Origin of the sequence: Pontibacter chitinilyticus (assembly GCF_039748935.1) — a bacterium.
Taxonomy (GTDB): Bacteria; Bacteroidota; Bacteroidia; order Cytophagales; family Hymenobacteraceae; genus Pontibacter; species Pontibacter chitinilyticus.
This window is the reverse complement of sequence record NZ_JBDIZJ010000015.1, coordinates 62,283-80,872: the sequence shown is the minus strand read 5'-3', so window position 1 is coordinate 80,872 and position 18,590 is coordinate 62,283. Positions and strand designations below refer to the sequence as shown.

Below are 18,590 nucleotides of genomic sequence, written 5' to 3'. Positions count from 1 at the left end.
CTCGCTATCCGCCTCTAAAAAGCTATTTACATGGCTCAGGCAAACAACTGAGGTACCTGCTGCAGGAGGGTATACCCGCCGAGCCAGGCCATGATGAGCACCACCAGTACGCCAAATAAGGTGAGCCACAGCGGGTGCCGGTAATTGCCCACTACTTTGCTGTTGTAAGCAGCCAAAAGAATGGTACCGAGTGTCACCGGCAGGATCAGGCCGTTGAGTGCTCCCGCCAGGATCAGGAGCCGCACCGGCTTGCCAATGGTTATAAAGAGTACCGTCGATACAAGTATAAAACCGATAATCACCCAGTTCTCCTGCCTGGCTATGGTCGGATGAAAAGATTTAATAAAGGACACAGAAGTATAAGCTGCCCCAACCACAGAGGTGATGGCAGCAGACAGCATCACAACACCAAAGATCTTGTAGCCGACCGTGCCCGCAGCCAGTTGAAAGACAGAAGCCGGCGGGTTGGCTTTGTCCAGCGTGAGCCCCTGACTTATAACGCCCAGCGCAGCCAAAAACAGGAAAATGCGAATAGCCGAGGCAACCGTTACCCCCGACAGCGCGCTGGTGGTTACCTGTGGTAGCGCCTCCTGGCCCTTTACTCCTGCGTCCAGCAGCCGGTGGCCTCCGGCAAAAGTAATATAGCCGCCCACTGTGCCTCCTACCAGCGTAATAATAGCCATCAGGTCCAGCTTATCAGGTGCAACTGTTTTTGCCAGAGCCTCGCCCACCGGAGGCGACGAGGTAACCGCCACATACACGATCAGCAGGAGCATCAGTAAGCCCATCAATTGTGTGAACCGGTCCATCATTTTACCGGCTTCTTTTACCAGAAAAATTGCAATGGCAACCAGGGCAGCAAGTATAGCCCCAAGCTCCGGGCTGATGCCAAAGAGCACATTACACCCTAAACCCGCGCCGCCAATGTTGCCGATGTTGAAGGCCAGCCCTCCCAGCACGATCAGCACGGCAATGAACAGCCCCAGCCCCGGCAGCACGGCGTTGGCAATATCCTGCGCCCGCTTGCCCGATACGGCAATCACGCGCCATACATTGAGCTGCACACCTATATCCAGTATAACAGAAAGCAGAATAACAAAGCCGAAGCTTGCTCCCAGCGTTTGGGTAAACACCGTTGTTTGTGTCAGGAAGCCGGGCCCCACGGCGGAGGTAGCCATTAGGAAAGCGGCTCCCAGCAAAACACGCCTGTTGCGGAGCGGCTTCATGCGTGGCGGCCATTGGTAGGCTGCACATCAATACCTTCCTGCTGCAGCACCTGCCGGATATGGCGGGCAAATTCCAAGGCATGCGGCCCGTCACCATGCAGGCATACCGTGTCGGCGGCCAGTGGCACTTCCGTTCCCTGCTGCGACAATACCGTTCCTTCCTTTACCATGCGCACCACCTGCTGCACGGCCTCCTGCTGTTCTATGATCAGGGCATTGGGCTGGTTGCGGGGCGTCAACGTGCCATCCTGCTGGTAAGTACGGTCGGCGAATACTTCACTGGCTACGCGCAGCCCTACCTGTTGGCCTGCCTTCACCAGCTCGCTGCCCGCCAGGCCATACAATACCGCCTCCGGGCATACTTTATACGTGGCTTCGGCAATCGCTTTCGCTAAGGCCGCATCTACAGCGGCCATATTATACAGGGCGCCGTGGGGCTTTACGTGGTGCAGCGTTCCTCCGGCTGCTTTTATAAAACCTGATAAGGCACCGATCTGGTAGACAACCATGTCATGCACCTCCTGTGGCGATACGGCCATATTGCGGCGGCCAAAGCCTGCCAGATCGGGCAAGCCGGGATGGGCGCCGATGGCTACCTGATGTGCCAGGGCTAGGGCAACGGTCCTGCGCATTACGGCCGGATCGCCTGCATGAAAGCCGCAGGCTATGTTGGCCGATGTAACAAATGGAAGTATTGCGTCGTCGTTGCCCAGTTGGTAGGAGCCAAAGCTTTCGCCTAAATCACAGTTCAGGTCAAGGGTATAGTGCATGCTTAGCTGGAGAATTTAAATTGTATGGCAGTTTTGAAGTGCTGAATGTCTTTTTCCTGCTTAATGTATAGGAGTTGGGCTCCCTCCAAAGAGATATTTTCAAAGCGAATCTCTTTTTCCGGGCCCACTTGCGCCAGCCGCGGCAGGTCGGCAGTGATTACCTGGGCAATACGTGGGTAGCCGCCCGTGGTCTGGTGATCGGCCATCAGTACGATCGGCCGGCCATCCGGCGGCACCTGGATAGTACCGAATGTGACAGCCGTGGAGAGCAGTTCCATGGGTTCGCGCAGCAGCAGCAGGGTGCCTTGCAGCCGATAACCCATGCGGTCGGATTGTGCCGAAACACTGTACCGCTCCTGCCAGAAACTACTTTGAATTTGGTCCGGAAACAAGTCGTATTCCGGCCCTTTTACCACCCGGATAGTCGTGCGCTCAGCTGACGGCAGGTAAGGCTGCGGCGCAAGGGTCCAGTTTACCTGTAGCAGCGGTTGCTGCCCTGCTGCCGCTGCCAGCGCTTGCAGCAGCGGCACTACCTGGGGCTGCGTTGGGCCGCACAAAAGCTGATCACCTGTTTGCAGCGCTCTGCCCTGCAAGCCGCCAATGCTGCCAAGTAGGTAAGTAGCACGGCTGCCCATCACCGGCGGAACAGCAAAGCTGCCTGACACCGCCACATAGGCCCGGCTCCCCTGTACGGGCGCTCCGAATGCCAGCAGGCTGCCCGCTGCTACATAGGCAGGGCGCCAAGGGGCAACCGGTTTGCCATCTACCGTTGCAGAGAGATCGGCCCCGGTAATGGCAATGAGCATCGCCTCCTCAAACCTGATCTTTGGGCCCACCAGGGTTGCTTCCAGCACGGCAGCAGATTCTGGGTTGCCAACCAGCAGATTGGCTATCCGCAGGGCATACCGGTCCATCGCTCCACTCACCACCATCCCTTCTTTCTGAAAGCCATAGCGGCCTGTATCCTGAATAGTCGTCAGCAGTCCGGCACTCTCGATCTTAAGCGGCATGTACCAACTCCTTTCGCTTCTCAAATTCTTTTTTGGTGATGGCGTAAAACCGCACTTCGTCGCCCGCCTGCAGCAGGCTGGGTGCTTCGCGGTATGCGTCAAACAGCAGGAGCGGCGTGCGGCCGATCAGTTGCCAGCCACCGGGAGTTTCGGAAGGATAAATGCCGGTTTGGTTACCGGCTATACCCACTGTGCCGGCGGGTATGCGGGGGCTGGGAGTTTCTTTGCGCGGGGTAGCCAGTTTCTCCTGCATGCCGCCTAAGTAGGGAAATCCGGGTGAAAACCCCAGCATGTACACTTTATAAGCTGCACTGGTATGCAACTGAATTACTTCCTGCTGCGACAGTTTGTGCAACCGGGCTACAAAAGCCAGATCAGGACCGCAAGTGCCGCCGTAGCAAACGGGTATCTCCACCACGCGGGCATTAGGTGCTGCTTTGCGCTGGTTCACCTGCGGCAAGGTCTGCTCAATCACATCCACCACCTTGGTATAGGGGTTATACTTGCCCTGTTCGCTGAGCAGCCAGGGATCATAATAAATCGTAACCGTAGTATAAGCCGGGACAAACTCTACCAGGCCCCGGAACGGATGCTGCTGCAGGTAAGCTGCAAAATTCTGAATTAGCGCATGGGTAGCCTCCGAAATGCTGTCGCCAAACTGAACAACCACGGCCGCATCGCCCATGGGGTATAACTGCATGGCATGTAAGTCCTTTTGCTTCATAAGCGGATCCTTTCTGTTTTAGTGGCATGCCTCTCCGGCCTGTGCTACGTAGCGGCGTACAGTTCCTGGTTCCGGAAAGGCACCAGCGCCAGTATCACCGCCTGCTCGTATAGCTGGCTCCGGTCCAGGGCATTATGTGTCAAGATCCCAATGGCGCCTCCCTGCTGCTTCGAGTTATGGCGGCTGAAGATCCTGTCGTTGGCCAGCCCTAGTTCTACGCCCTCCTGCACCAACTTGGTTACGGCAGGCGGCAGAAAGAAGGTGCCGGACCGGGCTTTGCCCCACCTGTTGCCGCTGCATACCACTATCCAGGCAAAAGCCGTCAGCTCCCCTTCTACCGGTGCCACGCCGCCTTCTATCCCTATCCAGAAATCCGCTTCAGGGTATGCCTTCCTGGCATTATTCACCCGGTTCAGAGCGCCTGTGAGCGTTTCTTCGTCCGTCATCGGCTGATCGGCCACGCCGGAGGGCACTGAAACCGGCTCTGCCACGAAATCCTGCTCCGGAAACAGCTGCGCCAGGCCTCCCAAGGCGGCCTTTACCTTTACCGGGTTGGTGGAGGCCACCACGACCTTTGTTATCTTTTTACTCATATTCTCTTAAAGTGCTCAACCTGCAGCATAGACGAACTGTTTACTAACCTGCTGGAGCTGGTTAAGCGGCTCTCCTACCTATCGGTTTCAGCAGGAAGCATTCGCTCTCTCTAAAGAAAAGCAAAATCTGGCAAGTAGCCAAGCCTTTGCAGCGGCAAGCATACAGATAGGGTTGTAAAGTATGCCTATAACTTCGTACTTTTAGCTTGTATGAAAAAACGATCTTTCCGCTATATTATAACAGGGATCTTTGCTCTTTCGGTAGCATCCCTGGTCTCCTGTACTAAAAAAATGACTCCCACCGCCAGTACTGTTCCCGAGATGGCTGTTCCGGTTACGGCAGGTGTTTCCAAAGCGCTGGCCCAACACCGGAAGGACGTGCTGCGGCACATTGCGTATACTTTAGCCTTCGATATACCGGCGCAGAAAGAAGCGCCTATTCCGGCTTCTGAAACCATTACTTTTGAGCTGCTCCGAAACCAAGCACCGTTGCAGCTGGACTTCAAAGAGCAAGCCGCACACCTGCAGCAGGTAACCGTTAACGGAAAGCTTGTGGCAATTCAGCACCAGCAGGAGCACCTTATCATCCCCGCTCAAAACCTAAAAAAAGGGCGCAATGAGGTGTCCATACAATTTATAGCAGGCAATCTGTCGCTGAACCGGAACGAGGACTTTCTGTATACGCTGCTGGTGCCGGACCGCGCTCGCACGGTTTTCCCGGTGTTCGATCAGCCGAACCTAAAGGCTACCTTCCGGCTCTCGCTCACGCTGCCTAAAGACTGGGAAGCGCTGGCCAATGCGCCGCTGCAGGATTCGGTAGTAAACGGAGCGAGCAAAACTTATCACTTTGCCACCTCCGACACCATCAGCTCTTACCTCTTTTCTTTTGCCGCCGGCAAGTTTAAGCAGGTGGCGCGGCAGGTAAAAGGAAGGCCCATGCACTTTTATCACCGCGAAACCGACACGTCCAAGATCCGGCTAAGTATAGACCCGATCTTTAAGATACATGCGGATGCGCTGGCTTTTATGGCCGATTACACGCAGCTGCCCTACCCGTTCCGTAAGTTTGATTTTGTGGCCATTCCCGATTTCCAGTATGGCGGCATGGAACATGTCGGTGCGATCCAGTACCGGGCCGCATCGCTGTTCCTCGACGAAGGCGCCACGCAGGACCAGAAGATCGGCCGCTCCAACCTCATCTCGCACGAAACAGCCCACATGTGGTTCGGTGACCTGGTGACGATGCAGTGGTTCAACGATGTATGGATGAAGGAGGTGTTCGCCAACTTTATGGCTGATAAGATCACGCAGGTGTCACTCCCTGACTCCAACTATGACCTCAAGTTTCTGACCGATCACTTTCCGGCTGCTTATGCCGTAGACCGCACATCAGGCGCCAACCCCATCCGCCAGCAGCTGGATAACCTGCAGGACGCCGGCTCCATGTATGGCAACATCATCTACCACAAAGCGCCCGTAATGATGCGCCAACTGGAGCGGCTGATGGGCGAAGACGCTTTCCGGCAGGGGCTGCGCGAGTACCTGGCCAAGTATGCCTATGGCAATGCCACCTGGCCTGATCTGATCCAGATACTGGACACGCACACGCCCGCCGATCTGCAGGCCTGGAATCAAGTGTGGGTGAATGAGCCCGGCCGCCCGGTATTTGACTATAAAATGACGACCGTTCAAAACAAGATCGGAACCCTCACGCTTTCGCAGCACGGCGAAGATGGATCAGACCGCTTGTGGCCGCAGTTGTTCGAAGTAGCCCTGGTGTACCCCGATCATGTAAAAGAGCTGACCGTGAACATGAACAAACCGGAAGTAGCGCTGGCGGAAGCAACCGGCGCACCTGTTCCGGACTTTATACTTTTCAATTCCACCGGTCAGGGCTATGGCGTATTTCCTGTAGATGCCCGGCTCAGGGACAAACTTTATACTTTAGAAGACCCGGTAGCAAGGGCTTCGGCTTACATTACGCTGTATGAGAACATGCTGAACGGCCGCGCTGTAAAGCCTCGCCAACTGTTGGGCTTGTACCGCACCGGCCTCAGCCGGGAGCCCGAAGAACTGAACCTGCGCCTGCTATCGGGCCAGCTAAGCGACATATACTGGAAACTGCTGACAACTGCCCAGCGGGAACAACTGGCGCCTGCACTGGAGCAGGAGTTGTGGAGCGCCATGCAGCAAAATACCGCTGCCAATGCCAAAAAGCTGCTTTTCAAAACGTATCAGAGCATCGCTTTGAGCAAGGCGGCACAAGAGCGCCTGTATAAAGTATGGCAAAGCCAGGTGGCACCGGATGGGGTTAAACTCTCGGAAGATGATTATACCTCGCTGGCACTGGCACTGGCTGTGCGCGATTACCCGGAAAGCGATGCCCTACTGAACAAGCAGCTGAACCGCATCCAGAACCCGGACCGCAAGAAGCGCCTCCAGTTTATGCTACCGGCCTTGTCGGGCGATGAGCAGGTGCGCGATGCCTTTTTTGCCTCTCTGGCTGACGAAGAAAACAGGGAGAAGGAGTCGTGGGTGCTGGGTGCGCTGGGCTATTTGCACCACCCGCTGCGCACTGCAACTTCAGAAAAATACCTGCGCCAGAGCTTGGACCTGCTGGAAGATATTCAGTTGACAGGGGATATTTTCTTCCCTTACTCCTGGCTGCAGACCACGCTTGGCGCCTACCAAAGTACTTCCGCTGCCAGCACCGTACGCACCTTTTTGCAGGAGCACCCGGACTACAACCCCAAGCTGAAAGCTAAAATACTGCAAGCTGCCGATGAGCTGTTCCGGGCAGAAAAGCTGTTGGCAAGCGAAGCGCAGTAGTATAGAGCTGTGGCTAATGTTGTTTTAATCATACTTGCACACTGAGCTTGAATCGAAGCCTAACTCTTTGAATGACTCTGAGGGCGTGTACGTTTTGCCTTTCTTTTTAGAGTTGATGGCATAGCTTTCTTCCTTTGTCCACTTTCGGATGTTGTACCTGATCTGAAAATCTTTCGTCAAGTAGTTACTAATCTGGTCAAAAGTTGGGTTCGTTATCGTGTCTGTAGAACTTGAAAGAGTCACTACCCAGTAAGGCTGGTATAACATCCAGTTAGCTCTTAAACTAGAGTCAAGAAAGGAAACAGCTTTTGCTGAATTAACCTTCTGCACTTGTTCAGGTGTTAGTCCAATGAAAGGTACTTTTATATAGTCTGCTTCACTCATGCCAAACCCGCATTGATGTCTATGGGAAACTGTATGAAGATATACTTGATTCTTGCCAACAAATATGATGTTATACTCGCCGTAAGTTAAGTCTGTTGGTGGGGGTGGATCATCTTTATATTTTTTACTCTTGATAAAATTCTCTCCATCCTTTACTACATAGTATACCTTATTCAATTCTTGTGTTTGATCTCCACAAGAAGCAAACAGAATCATTATCAATAAAAATGAGACTCTATTCATTACTTCAATTTAAGCCAACTAAAGAATAGCAGGGAGATGTTGGAAACCACACAGCGATTTGCAGGGTTGCTGCTATCTTTCGTCTTCCTGTTGTTGCTGTAATAACTCGTAATCTTCAGACGTATCCACATCGATGATGCCCTGCGGGAAAGGCACTGTGGCGACATCGTGGGCGTGCGTGAGTATGAGCTTTTTCGCCCCTTCCTTGCCGCGCAGCGCCAACAGCGTCTGGAAGTAGGGTCTGGTAAAGAGCACCGGGGTACCAAGGGTGTTGCTGTACGCGCTGGCAATGATGCCTTTTCCTGTCAGATTCTTTTCGGCCACCAGTTTCTCCAGCAGGTCACTGTCTGCAAAAGGCTGGTCACAGACCATCAGCACCACACCTGAGACTGCGGGCGAAAGGGCCAGCAGCGCAGCCACACCACTACGGATAGACGAGGCCATGCCTTCCTCCCATTCCGGATTCTGCACCACGTGCAAGTCGGAAACATCCGGCAGCAGTGCTTCCGCATTGGCGCCCAGCACTACCACCACCGGCTGGCAGGCAGACGCCCGGGCCGTTCGGATAGCGCGCTGCAACAGGCTTTCGCCCTCGTACATCAGGAGTTGCTTTGGTTCTCCTAACCTGGTGGAGGCGCCAGCTGCGAGTAGTATAAGTCCGGTTGTCTTCATACGCGTATCCCTGTATGTTTGGTGTTTACCTGCTTTTGTGTTTTAAGCTGATGATCCAACCTGCGCAGCGAGTATAATTATCAGCTTTTATACTTTAAGGTACATTCTTTTTCAGGATAATGCTACGAGTAGGAGGCTATACTAGTTGAAAGTATAAAAAAGCTGCAGCCTGAACTTCTGCCATCTCCTGCTCCCTTACAAGGAGCAACCCCGCAGTTTGTACAAGGCCGGGCTTTCCTGCTGCTGAAGCAGCGCTTCTTCCCGCGGGTGAATCTCGCCCGACTTCCGGCGTAAAGAAATACCGTCCTTTCCGGCAAGAACAGCCTTTATTTCGGCGATAATAGACAAGGCGATCTCCTCGGCTGTTTCAGCGCCGATGTCCAGCCCGACTGGGCCGTATACGCTCTGCAGTTGCTGCACCGGGATCGGGCCTTCTGCGTCCTGCAGTTCTTCCAGCATGCGCTGCAGCTTTTTCTCAGGACCTAAAGAGCCGATATAGGGCAGCCCAAGAGGCAGCAACTGGCGCAGCATGGCCAGATCATAGGTGTAGTTGTGCGTCATCAGCACGAATACGGTCTGTCCGTCTACCTGCAACTGTGGCAGTGCTTGCTCGGGTTTAGCTACCAGTACCCGGTGTGCCAGCGGAAAGCGTGCTGTTGTGGCATAGTTTGCCCGGCCATCGACTACGGTTACTTGCCAGCCCAGCACATGCGCCAGCTGCACCAGTGGCAGCGCATCGTTGCCCGCGCCCACCAGCACCAGCGACACAGCAGGCTGCAGAAATTGTAAAAAGCCTGTCAGTGTTGCCGCCCCTGCCTCCGCATACGTCTGCATGGCAGAAGCGCCATCTTGCAGCACCTTCTGTGCAGCTGTTTTGAGCTTTTCCTGTAGCATTCTGTCACTTGCTGGCGGCATACTGCCGGATAGTCCTTCAGCTGTGAGCAGCAGGCGGGTGCCCGCTTCGGGTAATTTCCGATCATCAAAAGAGAAGTGGGTAACGAGTACTGCTGTTTGCCGCTTGCTTAAGAAGTGCTCCAACAGCCGCACTGGGTTCGTTTCGTTCTCCGGGTCAAGCGGTTCTATCAGAATGCGGATGATGCCGTTGCAGCCCAGCCCCACGCCCAGTGTTGTATCGTCTTCATCTGTAGTATCATAGGTCACCAGCATAGGCTGCTGCTTCAGTATCACCAAGCGTGCTTTGCGCAGGGCATCGCCCTCCAGGCAGCCGCCGCTGATGGCACCGGTCAGCTGCCCGTCTTCTGTCACCAGCATGCGCGCACCCGGCCGCCGGTACGACGAGCCCTGCACGTGCACCACCGTTGCCAGGGCCGCTTTCCCTCCCTCCTGCCGCACCACTTCATACGCCCTGACAATATCCTGTATCTCTTTCATATCAACTTTATACTTGCCACAAATGCCTGGTTCGTCAGGAGCTTTTCTGATGAGCCCGTCTTAGCAAAGCAACTGCTATTTATACTTGCAGGCACCACATCCTACGCTTCCGCCTGTTATACAAGTATAAAGCAGGCGGGTACCGCTCCCGTTAGTTCGGCATTTCTATACGTGACCGGCAAACGGATGGATGCTTATGATCATGGCCTTTACAGCAGGGTAGCCGGAAAGCACTCCCCAGCCGTATATTGCTTTCTGTCAGGCGGTAAGGTCATGATGGCAGTGGCATGCAGTATGCTGGTCAGGTCGCCGGAGCCGGAGCCGGTAATGGGCGTTGCCTCCGCACAACTTGCTTCATACTGTAGCTGCACGGGCACATGATAGGTTAAATCCGGCGCAAAAGCCACATCCTGCTTCAACCTGACCAGCCGTGTATCGGGGCGGAGGCCCAACGATGCGTAAAGCCACGGACGGAAGAAAATATGGAAGCACACAAAAGAGGAAACCGGATTGCCAGGGAAGCCAAAGGCCAGCGCTCCCGCCGGAAAAGTGCCGAACAGAAAAGGCTTGCCCGGTTTCTGCGCTACTTTGTGAAATACCTGCCGCATGCCTGCCTGCGCCAGCACCTCCGGCAGAAAATCATACTTGCCCTTGGAAACAGCGCCCGAAAACAGCAGCACATCATAGGTAGCCAGCGCTGCCGTTACCTGTTCTGCCATAGCATCAGGCTCGTCGGGCAGGTGAAACAGGTCAGCGGATAGGCCGTCAGCCAGAAGTGCGGCGGCCAGCATGTATACATTGGATTTGCGGATCTGGTGCGGCTCCGGCTGCTGCGTTACCTCCACCAGTTCATCGCCTGTAGAGAACACCGCTACCTTGGGCAGGCGCCGTACCTGTACTTGCGCTAAACCAACAGAGGCCAGTATACTTACATGGGCCGGTGTTATCCGCTCTCCCGGCTGCAGCAGCACATCGCCGGCGCTACTGTCGATTGCCTGCCGGTGCACATGCTGGTAGCGCTGTAATGTTGCCAGGTTTACTGTTGCTTCGCCTTCGGTCAGGGTGCAGGCCTCATACGGCGCGACCACATCCGCGCCCTGCGGCAGCATTGCGCCTGTCATCACTTCCAGGCACGCCTGCTGGTCCTGCAGCTGCAGCTGTGGGGCGCCGGCCGGCTGTATGCCCGCTATCCGGAACGTTCTTTGCCCTGCTTCAAACGCGCTGAAAAGAAAGGCGATGCCGTCCATCATCACGCGGTCGAAAGGAGGTAGGTCGCGGTCGGCTTTTACCTGCTGCGCCAGCACCCGCCCGGTTGCCTGCAACAGCGGCACCTGCTCCGTACCAAAATCCTGCTTCTGCGCCAGAACGAACGCTAAGGCTTCTTCTACCGAAATCATGTCTGTTGTTTTTGATGACAAGCTCTCTCCGAAAGAGAACAGCTTAAATACTGATGCCGAAGCTATAGGTCAGCACCAGGCGAAGGCCCACATAACACACCAGGCAGCCGGTAAGCGTTTTGATCACTTCGGGTTTTACCTTATTCAGCGTCCAGCGGGCACCCAACTGGCCACCGGCAAACACAGCCAGCACCAAGCCCCCCAGCAGCGGCAGATCAGCTCGGAACGTACCGCTGTATACCTGCCCCAGCAGTCCGGATGCAGAATTTACAAGTATAAAAAAGCTGGCTAGCGCCGCAATGATTTTGGCATTATCCCAGCGGAGCAGGTTAAGCACCGGCGAAAGGAAAATACCGCCCCCGATACCTACCATACCTGATAAAAACCCGATCCCTGCCCCTATAGCGCCATTAAAAGTTAACGACTGACTGAACTCCTTCTGTGTGGCGGTGGGCTGCAGGAAGTACTGCAGGATCAGTAGCAAGCCTGATACGACCAACGCCGCGCCCAGGAAAATAAAGAACACGCTCTGCTTCAGGTTAACGGTAGCGCCTAAAAAAGCAGCCGGAATACTGCAGACCACCAGCGGCAGAAACTTCTTCGGCCTGAAATAATTTTCCCGGATATACAGTAGCGTACTGCCTGCTACCACAGTTATATTACACAGCAGGGCCACGGTCTTTATCTCGAAAAAATCAGGTATAAAAAGCGCCAGGATGGCCAGGTAGCTGGAGCCGCCGCCAAAACCGATAGACGAGTATAAAGTGGCGATGATAAAAAAGCCGGCAGCCAGTACCAGCATATCAGAATGGCCGTTCATAGGCATACATCTTATCTGTTTGTAGCGGCAAAGCCACTGCTTTGCGCCAGGTATAAAGGTGGAGCAGTGAAGTGACGTTGGTTTGCCTGCAGGCTGTTGCCTATACGTATTTGCGGCATTGTTGCTGCTGTTTTGCTTGCCAGCACTGCTTTATACTTGCTTAAGCTGTTCTGTCGAAGTCACTTTTGCCGCCTGTTTTTGTCTCTAGCTGGATATCAGTAATTTGAATATCATGCGAAAGCGCTTTGCACATGTCGTAAATGCAGAGCGCCGCACCCGATACGCCTGTAAGCGCCTCCATCTCCACGCCGGTTTTGCCCTCGCAACGTACGCGGCAAGTAATCTTCAGGCTAAACTTGTCGGCGGGCACAATGTCAATCTTGCAACCGGTAAGGGCCAGCGGGTGGCACAACGGAATGAGCTCTGCTGTTTTTTTAACCGCCATCACACCGGCAATAATGGCTGTCTGCAGCACGGCTCCTTTTTTAGTCAGAAAATCCTGCCCTTGCAGTTGCGTGTATACTTCCTCCGGAAAACGGACCATACCCACGGCAACGGCTACCCGCGTGGTGACCGCTTTTTCCGATACATCTACCATGGCAGGCTGCCCCTGCGCATCCACATGCGAAAGTTCTTTCATCTATCCCCCTAAAACTGACATTGATTCTTTGGAAGTTTCCTGGTTATGAGCTTCGGCCGCATAGCCATCTTTCTCGCGCCTACCAACCGCCGCTACAATTTCCTCCGCTATACTTGCAGCAGAAGCTCCCTGGCGCAGCAGGTCGCGCAGGTTAGCGGCCGGTACCCCGTACAAGCAGGTGCGCAGCTCGCCGGTGGCCGATAGCCGGATGCGGTTGCAGGTGCCACAGAACGTACGGCTAAACGAAGGTATAATCCCGAACGTGCCCACATAGCCCGGTACTTTGTAGTTCACCGACGTGGAAGTTGCCTCGCTTTGGAGCTTCTGCAGGTCCGGGTAGTGCTGGCTGATGTACTGGTAAATATCCTTGTGGTTCCAGTTGAGCAGGTCGAATGTGCTGGTGCCGTTAAAGGGCATCTCCTCCAGAAACCGTACAGACAGCGGATGCTCGCGGGTGAGTTCGATAAAAGGAAGGATGTCATCAGTGTTGCGGCTGGCTGCTACCACGCAGTTCAGCTTTACCTCAAACCCACGTTCCAGTAGTTGAAAGATGCTGCCGTATACTTCCTCAAAGCTGTCGCGGCGGGTAATTTCCCGGAAACGTTCCCTGTCCAGAGAGTCGAGGCTGAGGTTGATTTTGCGGATGCCCATCTGCTGCAAAGCGGGTAAGTGCTGGCTGAAGCGTGTGCCGTTGGTGGTGATAGAGATCTCGGTGAGCTCCGGCAGCCGGCTGATTTTTTGCAGGAACGGCACAAGATCTTTGCGCATAAAAGGTTCTCCACCCGTGATCCTGATCTTGGAAACTCCGAGGCTGCAAAATACTTCTGACAAGGTATAAAGCTCCTGCAACGACAGCAGTTCTGTCCGTTTGGCATATTCTACCCCTTCTTCCGGCATGCAGTAGTAGCACCTGAAATTGCAACGGTCTGTCACCGACAATCTCAGGTAGTTCAGCTGCCTGCCATACTTGTCTATCAATAAGCTCATACTTTTATCAGGGATGTGCGTTCACCCACACGCTATTGTCGTGGTAATATTCTTTTTTCCAGATCGGCACAGTCTTTTTCAGTTCGTCGATCAGAAAGCGGCAGGCCTCGAAGGACGCATCGCGGTGGGCAGAGGAAACTCCGATCACCACCACCGGCTCGCCAATGGCTTTTTCGCCGATGGCATGCACCATCGCCACCCGCTCCAGCGGCCACTGGTTCAGCGCCTGTGCTGCCAGCTTCTGCATCTCCCTCAGCGCCATCGGCTCATAGGCCTCAAACACCAGTTTCACGACGGCTTTGCCTTTGGCATGATTACGCACGGTGCCTACAAAAAGGTTAACCGCGCCCGCTTCCGGAGCCTGCAAAAAGGTATAAGGCTGGTTCAGGTCTATGGCCGAAACAAGTTCGATCAGGGTATTCTCCATACGTTATCCTCCGCTAACGGGGGGTATCAGCGCGATCTCATCGCCCGGTTGCAGCGGCGCATCATCTCCGGCGTATTCGCTGTTTACGGCCACGGCCATAGAACTGAGCCGGCCCATGCCGGCATACGTCGCCACCAGCCAGTCCTTCAGCTGCTTCACCGTGCTGATCTGCTCCGCTTCTGAAAGCATGAGCTTTGTTTCGCCTATAATGTCGCGGGTGATACCGAACAATAAGATTTCCATGCTACGTAATTTATCTCCTGCTTACCTGAACAGACTTACTTGACTAAAGTGCTTTATGTTTTGAAATTTAAGCGCAATTACTGCCAGAATGCACACCGCCTCTACGGTTATACCAGCTTGTCGGGTGTAATGGGCAGCTGCCTAATGCGCTTGCCGGTGGCATTGAATACGGCATTGGCAATGGCCGGGGCTACACCGATAATGGCGATCTCTCCCAAGCCTTTGGTGCCATTCGGATCTACGATCAGGTCTGGTTTGTTGACGAAAGCAACCTCAACAGGCGGGGCATCGGCATGCACAGGCACGTGGTAGCTGGCAAGATCTTTCGTCACATAGCGGCCAAAGCGATCGTCCATAATGGCCTCTTCTGTAAGGGCCATGCCAATGCCGCCTACAGCACCGCCTTTCATCTGGTTAGCGGCCGTTTTGGTGTTGATAATGGTGCCTCCGTCAGCACAGCAAACGATCTTTTGAACCCGCACTTGCCCTGTGGCCGGATGCACATGCACTTTGGCAAAATGGGCAGCAAAGGAATACATCGAGTACTTGTAGCGGTCGTCATCAGGTTTAGATTCGGCCGTAACATCCACCTCCTGCCCCTGGTTCTGCTTCAGCAGGTCGGCATAAGCAACGCTGGCCGTGGTGTTGCCCACCAGTCGTACCTTGCCTCCATCCAAAACAATGCTGGTTGGCTTGGCTGAGCTGAAAGCGGCATTATCCTGTGCCGCCGCCAACTCCTGCAGCCGCTGCTGCAAAGCCAGGCAAACGTCGCGTACTGCTGAGCCCACGCTGTTCACGGTAGAAGAACCTCCCTGCTTCGGTGCATCCGGGAAAGTGGAATCGCCGAGCTGGAAATCAACTTTGGCGGGATCTATACCAAGAACATCGGAGGCGATGAGTACCATGGCTGTGGCTGTACCGGGGCCAATGTTAGTGGTCGCACTGCGGATGAGTACGGTACCGTCTGCTAACAGCCGGGCACTTGCTTTGGCAGCTCCGCGGTGCGCCCCGAACACGCCGGCGGCCATGCCATACCCTACCAGCCATTCGCCAGCCCGCAGCGCTCCCGGTTGCATTTGCCGTTCGTGCCAGCCAATTCGTTCTGCCCCCATGTTGTAGCACTCCCGCAGGTAATTGGTTGACCAGGGTTTGCCGTTATCAGCATCTTTTTCCGCGTAGTTGCGCAGCCGGAAATCCAAAGGGTCCAGGTTTAGCTTGTACGCCATCTCGTCCATAGCCGATTCCAGGGCAATAGCTCCTGTCGCCTCACCAGGACCGCGCATCCAGATGGGCGTGCTGACGTTGAGCGGCAGAAGGCGGTAGCGGGTCGTTACGTTAGGGCAGGTATACAGCATCCGTGTCTGTTGCAACGTGGATTCGGTAAACTCCTCGTAAGTAGATGTCTGCCCGGTTGCCTCGTGCGTAATGGCTGTCAATTTACCATCCGGGGTGGCGCTCATACCTATTTTCTGCCAGGCGTGCGGCCGGTAACCGACCATCGTAAACATCTGCTCGCGGTTGAGCATCAGCTTTACCGGGCGGCCTACTTTTTTTGCGGCGATAATGGCGGCCGTATGGTGCGGCCAGGTGTGCAGTGCGTTTCCGAAGGCGCCGCCTACAAATTTGGAGATCACCCGCACATTCTCTACCGGAATATCCCACTCTTCGGCAAACGTACTTTGCGTATCTTTCACCCCCTGCGTTTTATCGTATAATGTCAGCCGGTCCGGGGCCTCCCAATGGGCGATGATGGCCTGCAGTTCCATCGGGTTATGCACTTCTGTGGGCTGCACATACTCCACCTCCAGCTTTATGTTGGCTGTTTTATAGGCATCTTCCTGCCCCCGCACATAATCGGCCATGCCCGACTTGGGGTTACGCTTGGCCTGTGTCGGCAACTCTGCCTTGCTCCTGTTCGCATCAAAATCAGTGTGGTGTTCCTGCGCTTCATACGAAACAATCACGAGCCCCGCAGCATACTGCGCCCGCTCCAGCGTATCGGCCACCACCATGGCAAACGGCTGCCCGCTGAAGTAGATCGTCTCATCATAAAACACGCGCAACGGCTGGCCGATTTTAGCTGGCTCTGTAGGATGGTCGCGGTGGTTATATCCCGGCACTTTGGGCGAGTTTACATGACTGATAACGGCCAGCACACCCGGTGCACGCTCCGCCTGGCGGGCATCTATACTTTTAATGCGCCCTTTGGCAATGGTGCTACCCAACAACACGGCATGTGCCATATTGGGCAGTTTATACTCAGCAGCGTAAGTAGCCGCGCCAGTTACTTTCAGGCGGCCATCTACCCTATCTCTCGGGCTGCCCACGGCGGCGCTCCGTTCCTGCTGCTGTTCTATTATCGATTCCATAGGTATACTTCCCGCTACTACTGATTTATACTTCTTAATTCCCTGTTTCTACTTTAGGCCGGCAACCCTGCGCTTTCTCAGCGCATAACAGCACCTCAAAACCACTTTCCGGTAAGCCGCTACAGCAGCTTTACCCTTAGCCTTATACTTACTTCATGCTGTTTGATCAGGCGACACCGGCGGCTGTCTGTAATGCCTGCACAATGGCTTTGGGTCCAAGCCGCAACTTGTAAGCGTTGTGTTCGAAGGCTTTGGCGCCACGCATGGCTATCTCCGCCGCTTGTTGGAATGTCTGCTCCGATGCCGGTTTGCCGATCAGTGCTTTCTCGGCCTCTGACAAGCGCCATGGTTTATGTGCTACGCCGCCCATCGCCAGCCGCGCATCTTTAATGGTGTTATTGTCGATGTGGAGCGCCGCTGCCACTGATACCAGCGCAAAAGCATAGGAGGCCCGATCCCGCACCTTCAGGTAATGCACATTTTTGGTAAAAGGCGATTCCGGAATGTCAACAGCCAGGATGAGCTCATTTTTGCCAAGGTTAGTGTCGATTTCGGGATGATCGCCGGGTAGGCGGTGGAAGTCCAGAAACGGAATGGTGCGCTCACCCTTCGGGCCTGCTACCAGCACGGTCGCATCCAGCGCTGCCAGGGCCACACTCATGTCGCTGGGGTGCACGGCAATGCATTTGTCGCTGAAGCCGAAGATGGCGTGCATCCGGTTTATACCTTCCAGTGCGCCGCAGCCGGTGCCGGGCTCGCGTTTGTTGCAGGGCAGCGCCGTATCGTAAAAGTAGTAGCAGCGGGTGCGCTGCATCATATTGCCCCCCACCGTCGCCATGTTGCGCAGCTGCGCCGAAGCCCCTGAAACCAGGGCCTGCGCCAGCAGCGGGAATTTCTCCACTACCTTCTTGTCTTCAGCCACAGCACTGTTCGACACCAACGCCCCGATGCGCAGGCCGCCGTTGTGCTTCTCAATCTTATCCAGGGGCAGCTGGTTGATATCTATCAGCTTCATCGGTGCTTCCACGCCTCTTTTCATCAGGTCGATGAGGTTGGTGCCGCCGGCAATAAACATGGCTTTCGGATCCTTCGCCAGCAGCTCTATGGCCGTTTTCTGCTTACTGGGCCGGACATATTGAAACTGGTTCATACTTTCTGTCCCCCGTTCTTAACCTCCTGAATAGCGCTCACAATGTTGGCATACGCGCCGCAACGGCAAATATTACCGCTCATGTACTCGCGTATCTCCTCTTCCGAATCGGCGTGCCCCTCACGGATACACGCTACAGCCGACATGATCTGGCCGGGTGTGCAATAGCCGCACTGAAAACCATCGTGCTTGATAAAGGCCGCCTGCATCGGGTGCAGTTCGTCGCCATTAGCTAGGCCTTCGATGGTGGTGATTTTTTTGCCATCCAGCATCACGGCAAACGTAAGGCAGGAGTTGATGCGGGTGCCGTCAACATGTACGGTACAGGCGCCGCACTGGCCATAATCGCAGCCTTTTTTAGTACCTGTCAGGCCTTGTTGCTCGCGCAGCAGGTCCAGCAGCGTCACGCGCGGCTCCACCTGCAACTTTTGTTTTACACCGTTTATTTCGAGTGTTACCGGTACCTTCTCAAACTTTTCAGCTATCTTCTCCTCCAGCCGCGCATCCGCCGCCTGCACAACCGCCGATGGCGTTAGGGCAAGCGCCGTCAACAGCGAGGACTGCTTCAGGAAATTCCGCCGGGCCTCATCATGGTTTTGGCTGCCTTTCTCCGGCCTCGCACAGGATTCTTTCTTTTCCATGGCATGTATTCAGTTGATTTCTTTAAGATAAAGCTGCAGCATGACACTTACAACCTGTGTTCATAATTTCAAG

The 18,590-nt window shown here is 54.7% G+C and carries 18 protein-coding genes; 1 reads left to right on the top strand and 17 read right to left on the bottom strand.

Going from position 1 to position 18,590, the window contains the following annotated elements:
* Positions 1-35: 35 nt before the first annotated feature.
* From ABDW72_RS18365 to yjjX, 5 genes are read right to left on the bottom strand one after another with little or no spacing between them, the layout of a single operon-like run.
* Positions 36-1,226 carry an NRAMP family divalent metal transporter gene (locus ABDW72_RS18365; protein WP_347160066.1) on the bottom strand — a complete coding sequence of 397 codons (1,191 nt, stop codon included), beginning with the start codon at positions 1,224-1,226 and terminating at the stop codon, positions 36-38.
* Positions 1,223-1,996, bottom strand: coding sequence for a LamB/YcsF family protein (locus ABDW72_RS18360; RefSeq protein WP_347160065.1), 774 nt, complete (start codon positions 1,994-1,996; stop codon positions 1,223-1,225). The genes ABDW72_RS18365 and ABDW72_RS18360 overlap by 4 nt, the downstream gene beginning before the upstream one ends.
* 2 nt (positions 1,997-1,998) lie before the next feature.
* On the bottom strand, positions 1,999-3,006 hold the full coding sequence (locus ABDW72_RS18355; RefSeq protein WP_347160064.1) for a 5-oxoprolinase subunit C family protein: 1,008 nt from the start codon (positions 3,004-3,006) through the stop codon (positions 1,999-2,001).
* Positions 2,996-3,730 carry a 5-oxoprolinase subunit PxpB gene (gene pxpB, locus ABDW72_RS18350; RefSeq protein ID WP_347160063.1) on the bottom strand — a complete coding sequence of 245 codons (735 nt, stop codon included), beginning with the start codon at positions 3,728-3,730 and terminating at the stop codon, positions 2,996-2,998. The genes ABDW72_RS18355 and pxpB overlap by 11 nt, the downstream gene beginning before the upstream one ends.
* A gap of 44 nt (positions 3,731-3,774) precedes the next feature.
* Entirely contained in the window at positions 3,775-4,323 is a 549-nt protein-coding gene (gene yjjX, locus ABDW72_RS18345; protein WP_347160062.1) for an inosine/xanthosine triphosphatase, read from the bottom strand.
* Positions 4,324-4,533: 210 nt separating this feature from the next.
* On the opposite strand from yjjX, the gene ABDW72_RS18340 reads away from it, so the two are divergent.
* The gene (locus ABDW72_RS18340) at positions 4,534-7,152 is read left to right on the top strand and encodes a M1 family metallopeptidase (protein WP_347160061.1); all 2,619 of its coding nucleotides are present in this window, start codon (positions 4,534-4,536) and stop codon (positions 7,150-7,152) included.
* Positions 7,153-7,176: 24 nt separating this feature from the next.
* Here the strand turns inward: ABDW72_RS18340 and ABDW72_RS18335 are convergent, their stop codons facing one another.
* The 12 genes from ABDW72_RS18335 to ABDW72_RS18280 all read right to left on the bottom strand — a co-directional run bounded on the left by ABDW72_RS18335 (position 7,177) and on the right by ABDW72_RS18280 (position 18,517).
* Positions 7,177-7,332 carry a hypothetical protein gene (locus ABDW72_RS18335; RefSeq protein ID WP_347160060.1) on the bottom strand — a complete coding sequence of 52 codons (156 nt, stop codon included), beginning with the start codon at positions 7,330-7,332 and terminating at the stop codon, positions 7,177-7,179.
* Positions 7,333-7,851: 519 nt separating this feature from the next.
* Positions 7,852-8,451: a nucleotidyltransferase family protein gene (locus tag ABDW72_RS18330; RefSeq protein WP_347160059.1), complete on the bottom strand. Its 600-nt coding sequence runs from the start codon at positions 8,449-8,451 to the stop codon at positions 7,852-7,854.
* 195 nt (positions 8,452-8,646) lie between these two features.
* The gene (locus ABDW72_RS18325) at positions 8,647-9,843 is read right to left on the bottom strand and encodes an XdhC family protein (protein WP_347160058.1); all 1,197 of its coding nucleotides are present in this window, start codon (positions 9,841-9,843) and stop codon (positions 8,647-8,649) included.
* Positions 9,844-10,052: 209 nt separating this feature from the next.
* Positions 10,053-11,240, bottom strand: coding sequence for a molybdopterin molybdotransferase MoeA (locus ABDW72_RS18320; RefSeq protein ID WP_347160057.1), 1,188 nt, complete (start codon positions 11,238-11,240; stop codon positions 10,053-10,055).
* 43 nt (positions 11,241-11,283) lie between these two features.
* The gene (locus ABDW72_RS18315) at positions 11,284-12,060 is read right to left on the bottom strand and encodes a sulfite exporter TauE/SafE family protein (protein WP_347160056.1); all 777 of its coding nucleotides are present in this window, start codon (positions 12,058-12,060) and stop codon (positions 11,284-11,286) included.
* 160 nt (positions 12,061-12,220) lie between these two features.
* The gene (gene moaC / locus ABDW72_RS18310) at positions 12,221-12,700 is read right to left on the bottom strand and encodes a cyclic pyranopterin monophosphate synthase MoaC (RefSeq protein ID WP_347160055.1); all 480 of its coding nucleotides are present in this window, start codon (positions 12,698-12,700) and stop codon (positions 12,221-12,223) included.
* A complete protein-coding gene (gene moaA / locus ABDW72_RS18305) occupies positions 12,701-13,687 on the bottom strand; it encodes a GTP 3',8-cyclase MoaA (RefSeq protein WP_347160054.1) in 987 nt (328 codons plus the stop codon).
* 7 nt (positions 13,688-13,694) lie between these two features.
* A complete protein-coding gene (locus tag ABDW72_RS18300; protein ID WP_347160053.1) occupies positions 13,695-14,114 on the bottom strand; it encodes a molybdenum cofactor biosynthesis protein MoaE in 420 nt (139 codons plus the stop codon).
* 3 nt (positions 14,115-14,117) lie between these two features.
* Positions 14,118-14,357 (bottom strand): molybdopterin converting factor subunit 1, encoded by a 240-nt coding sequence (gene moaD, locus ABDW72_RS18295; RefSeq protein ID WP_347160052.1) that lies wholly within the window; start codon positions 14,355-14,357, stop codon positions 14,118-14,120.
* Between the two features lie 107 nt (positions 14,358-14,464).
* Positions 14,465-16,726, bottom strand: a complete 2,262-nt coding sequence (locus tag ABDW72_RS18290; RefSeq protein WP_347160051.1) for a xanthine dehydrogenase family protein molybdopterin-binding subunit — start codon at positions 16,724-16,726, stop codon at positions 14,465-14,467.
* Positions 16,727-16,892: 166 nt separating this feature from the next.
* Positions 16,893-17,876, bottom strand: a complete 984-nt coding sequence (locus tag ABDW72_RS18285; RefSeq protein WP_347160050.1) for an FAD binding domain-containing protein — start codon at positions 17,874-17,876, stop codon at positions 16,893-16,895.
* Positions 17,873-18,517 (bottom strand): (2Fe-2S)-binding protein, encoded by a 645-nt coding sequence (locus ABDW72_RS18280; RefSeq protein WP_347160049.1) that lies wholly within the window; start codon positions 18,515-18,517, stop codon positions 17,873-17,875. Before ABDW72_RS18280 ends, ABDW72_RS18285 begins: the two co-directional genes overlap by 4 nt.
* Between the last annotated feature and the right edge of the window lie 73 nt (positions 18,518-18,590).

What these genes read in the sequence shown, in the direction of transcription:
- ABDW72_RS18290 (WP_347160051.1), bottom strand. Translation starts at nt 16,726, where the DNA reads ATGGAATCGATAATAGAACAGCAGCAGGAACGGAGCGCCGCCGTGGGC.
- ABDW72_RS18365 (WP_347160066.1), bottom strand. Translation starts at nt 1,226, where the DNA reads ATGAAGCCGCTCCGCAACAGGCGTGTTTTGCTGGGAGCCGCTTTCCTA.
- ABDW72_RS18300 (WP_347160053.1), bottom strand. Translation starts at nt 14,114, where the DNA reads ATGGAGAATACCCTGATCGAACTTGTTTCGGCCATAGACCTGAACCAG.
- yjjX (WP_347160062.1), bottom strand. Translation starts at nt 4,323, where the DNA reads ATGAGTAAAAAGATAACAAAGGTCGTGGTGGCCTCCACCAACCCGGTA.
- moaA (WP_347160054.1), bottom strand. Translation starts at nt 13,687, where the DNA reads ATGAGCTTATTGATAGACAAGTATGGCAGGCAGCTGAACTACCTGAGA.
- ABDW72_RS18330 (WP_347160059.1), bottom strand. Translation starts at nt 8,451, where the DNA reads ATGAAGACAACCGGACTTATACTACTCGCAGCTGGCGCCTCCACCAGG.
- ABDW72_RS18355 (WP_347160064.1), bottom strand. Translation starts at nt 3,006, where the DNA reads ATGCCGCTTAAGATCGAGAGTGCCGGACTGCTGACGACTATTCAGGAT.
- ABDW72_RS18280 (WP_347160049.1), bottom strand. Translation starts at nt 18,517, where the DNA reads ATGGAAAAGAAAGAATCCTGTGCGAGGCCGGAGAAAGGCAGCCAAAAC.
- ABDW72_RS18360 (WP_347160065.1), bottom strand. Translation starts at nt 1,996, where the DNA reads ATGCACTATACCCTTGACCTGAACTGTGATTTAGGCGAAAGCTTTGGC.
- ABDW72_RS18325 (WP_347160058.1), bottom strand. Translation starts at nt 9,843, where the DNA reads ATGAAAGAGATACAGGATATTGTCAGGGCGTATGAAGTGGTGCGGCAG.
- ABDW72_RS18340 (WP_347160061.1), top strand. Translation starts at nt 4,534, where the DNA reads ATGAAAAAACGATCTTTCCGCTATATTATAACAGGGATCTTTGCTCTT.
- ABDW72_RS18315 (WP_347160056.1), bottom strand. Translation starts at nt 12,060, where the DNA reads ATGAACGGCCATTCTGATATGCTGGTACTGGCTGCCGGCTTTTTTATC.
- ABDW72_RS18320 (WP_347160057.1), bottom strand. Translation starts at nt 11,240, where the DNA reads ATGATTTCGGTAGAAGAAGCCTTAGCGTTCGTTCTGGCGCAGAAGCAG.
- pxpB (WP_347160063.1), bottom strand. Translation starts at nt 3,730, where the DNA reads ATGAAGCAAAAGGACTTACATGCCATGCAGTTATACCCCATGGGCGAT.
- ABDW72_RS18285 (WP_347160050.1), bottom strand. Translation starts at nt 17,876, where the DNA reads ATGAACCAGTTTCAATATGTCCGGCCCAGTAAGCAGAAAACGGCCATA.
- moaC (WP_347160055.1), bottom strand. Translation starts at nt 12,700, where the DNA reads ATGAAAGAACTTTCGCATGTGGATGCGCAGGGGCAGCCTGCCATGGTA.
- moaD (WP_347160052.1), bottom strand. Translation starts at nt 14,357, where the DNA reads ATGGAAATCTTATTGTTCGGTATCACCCGCGACATTATAGGCGAAACA.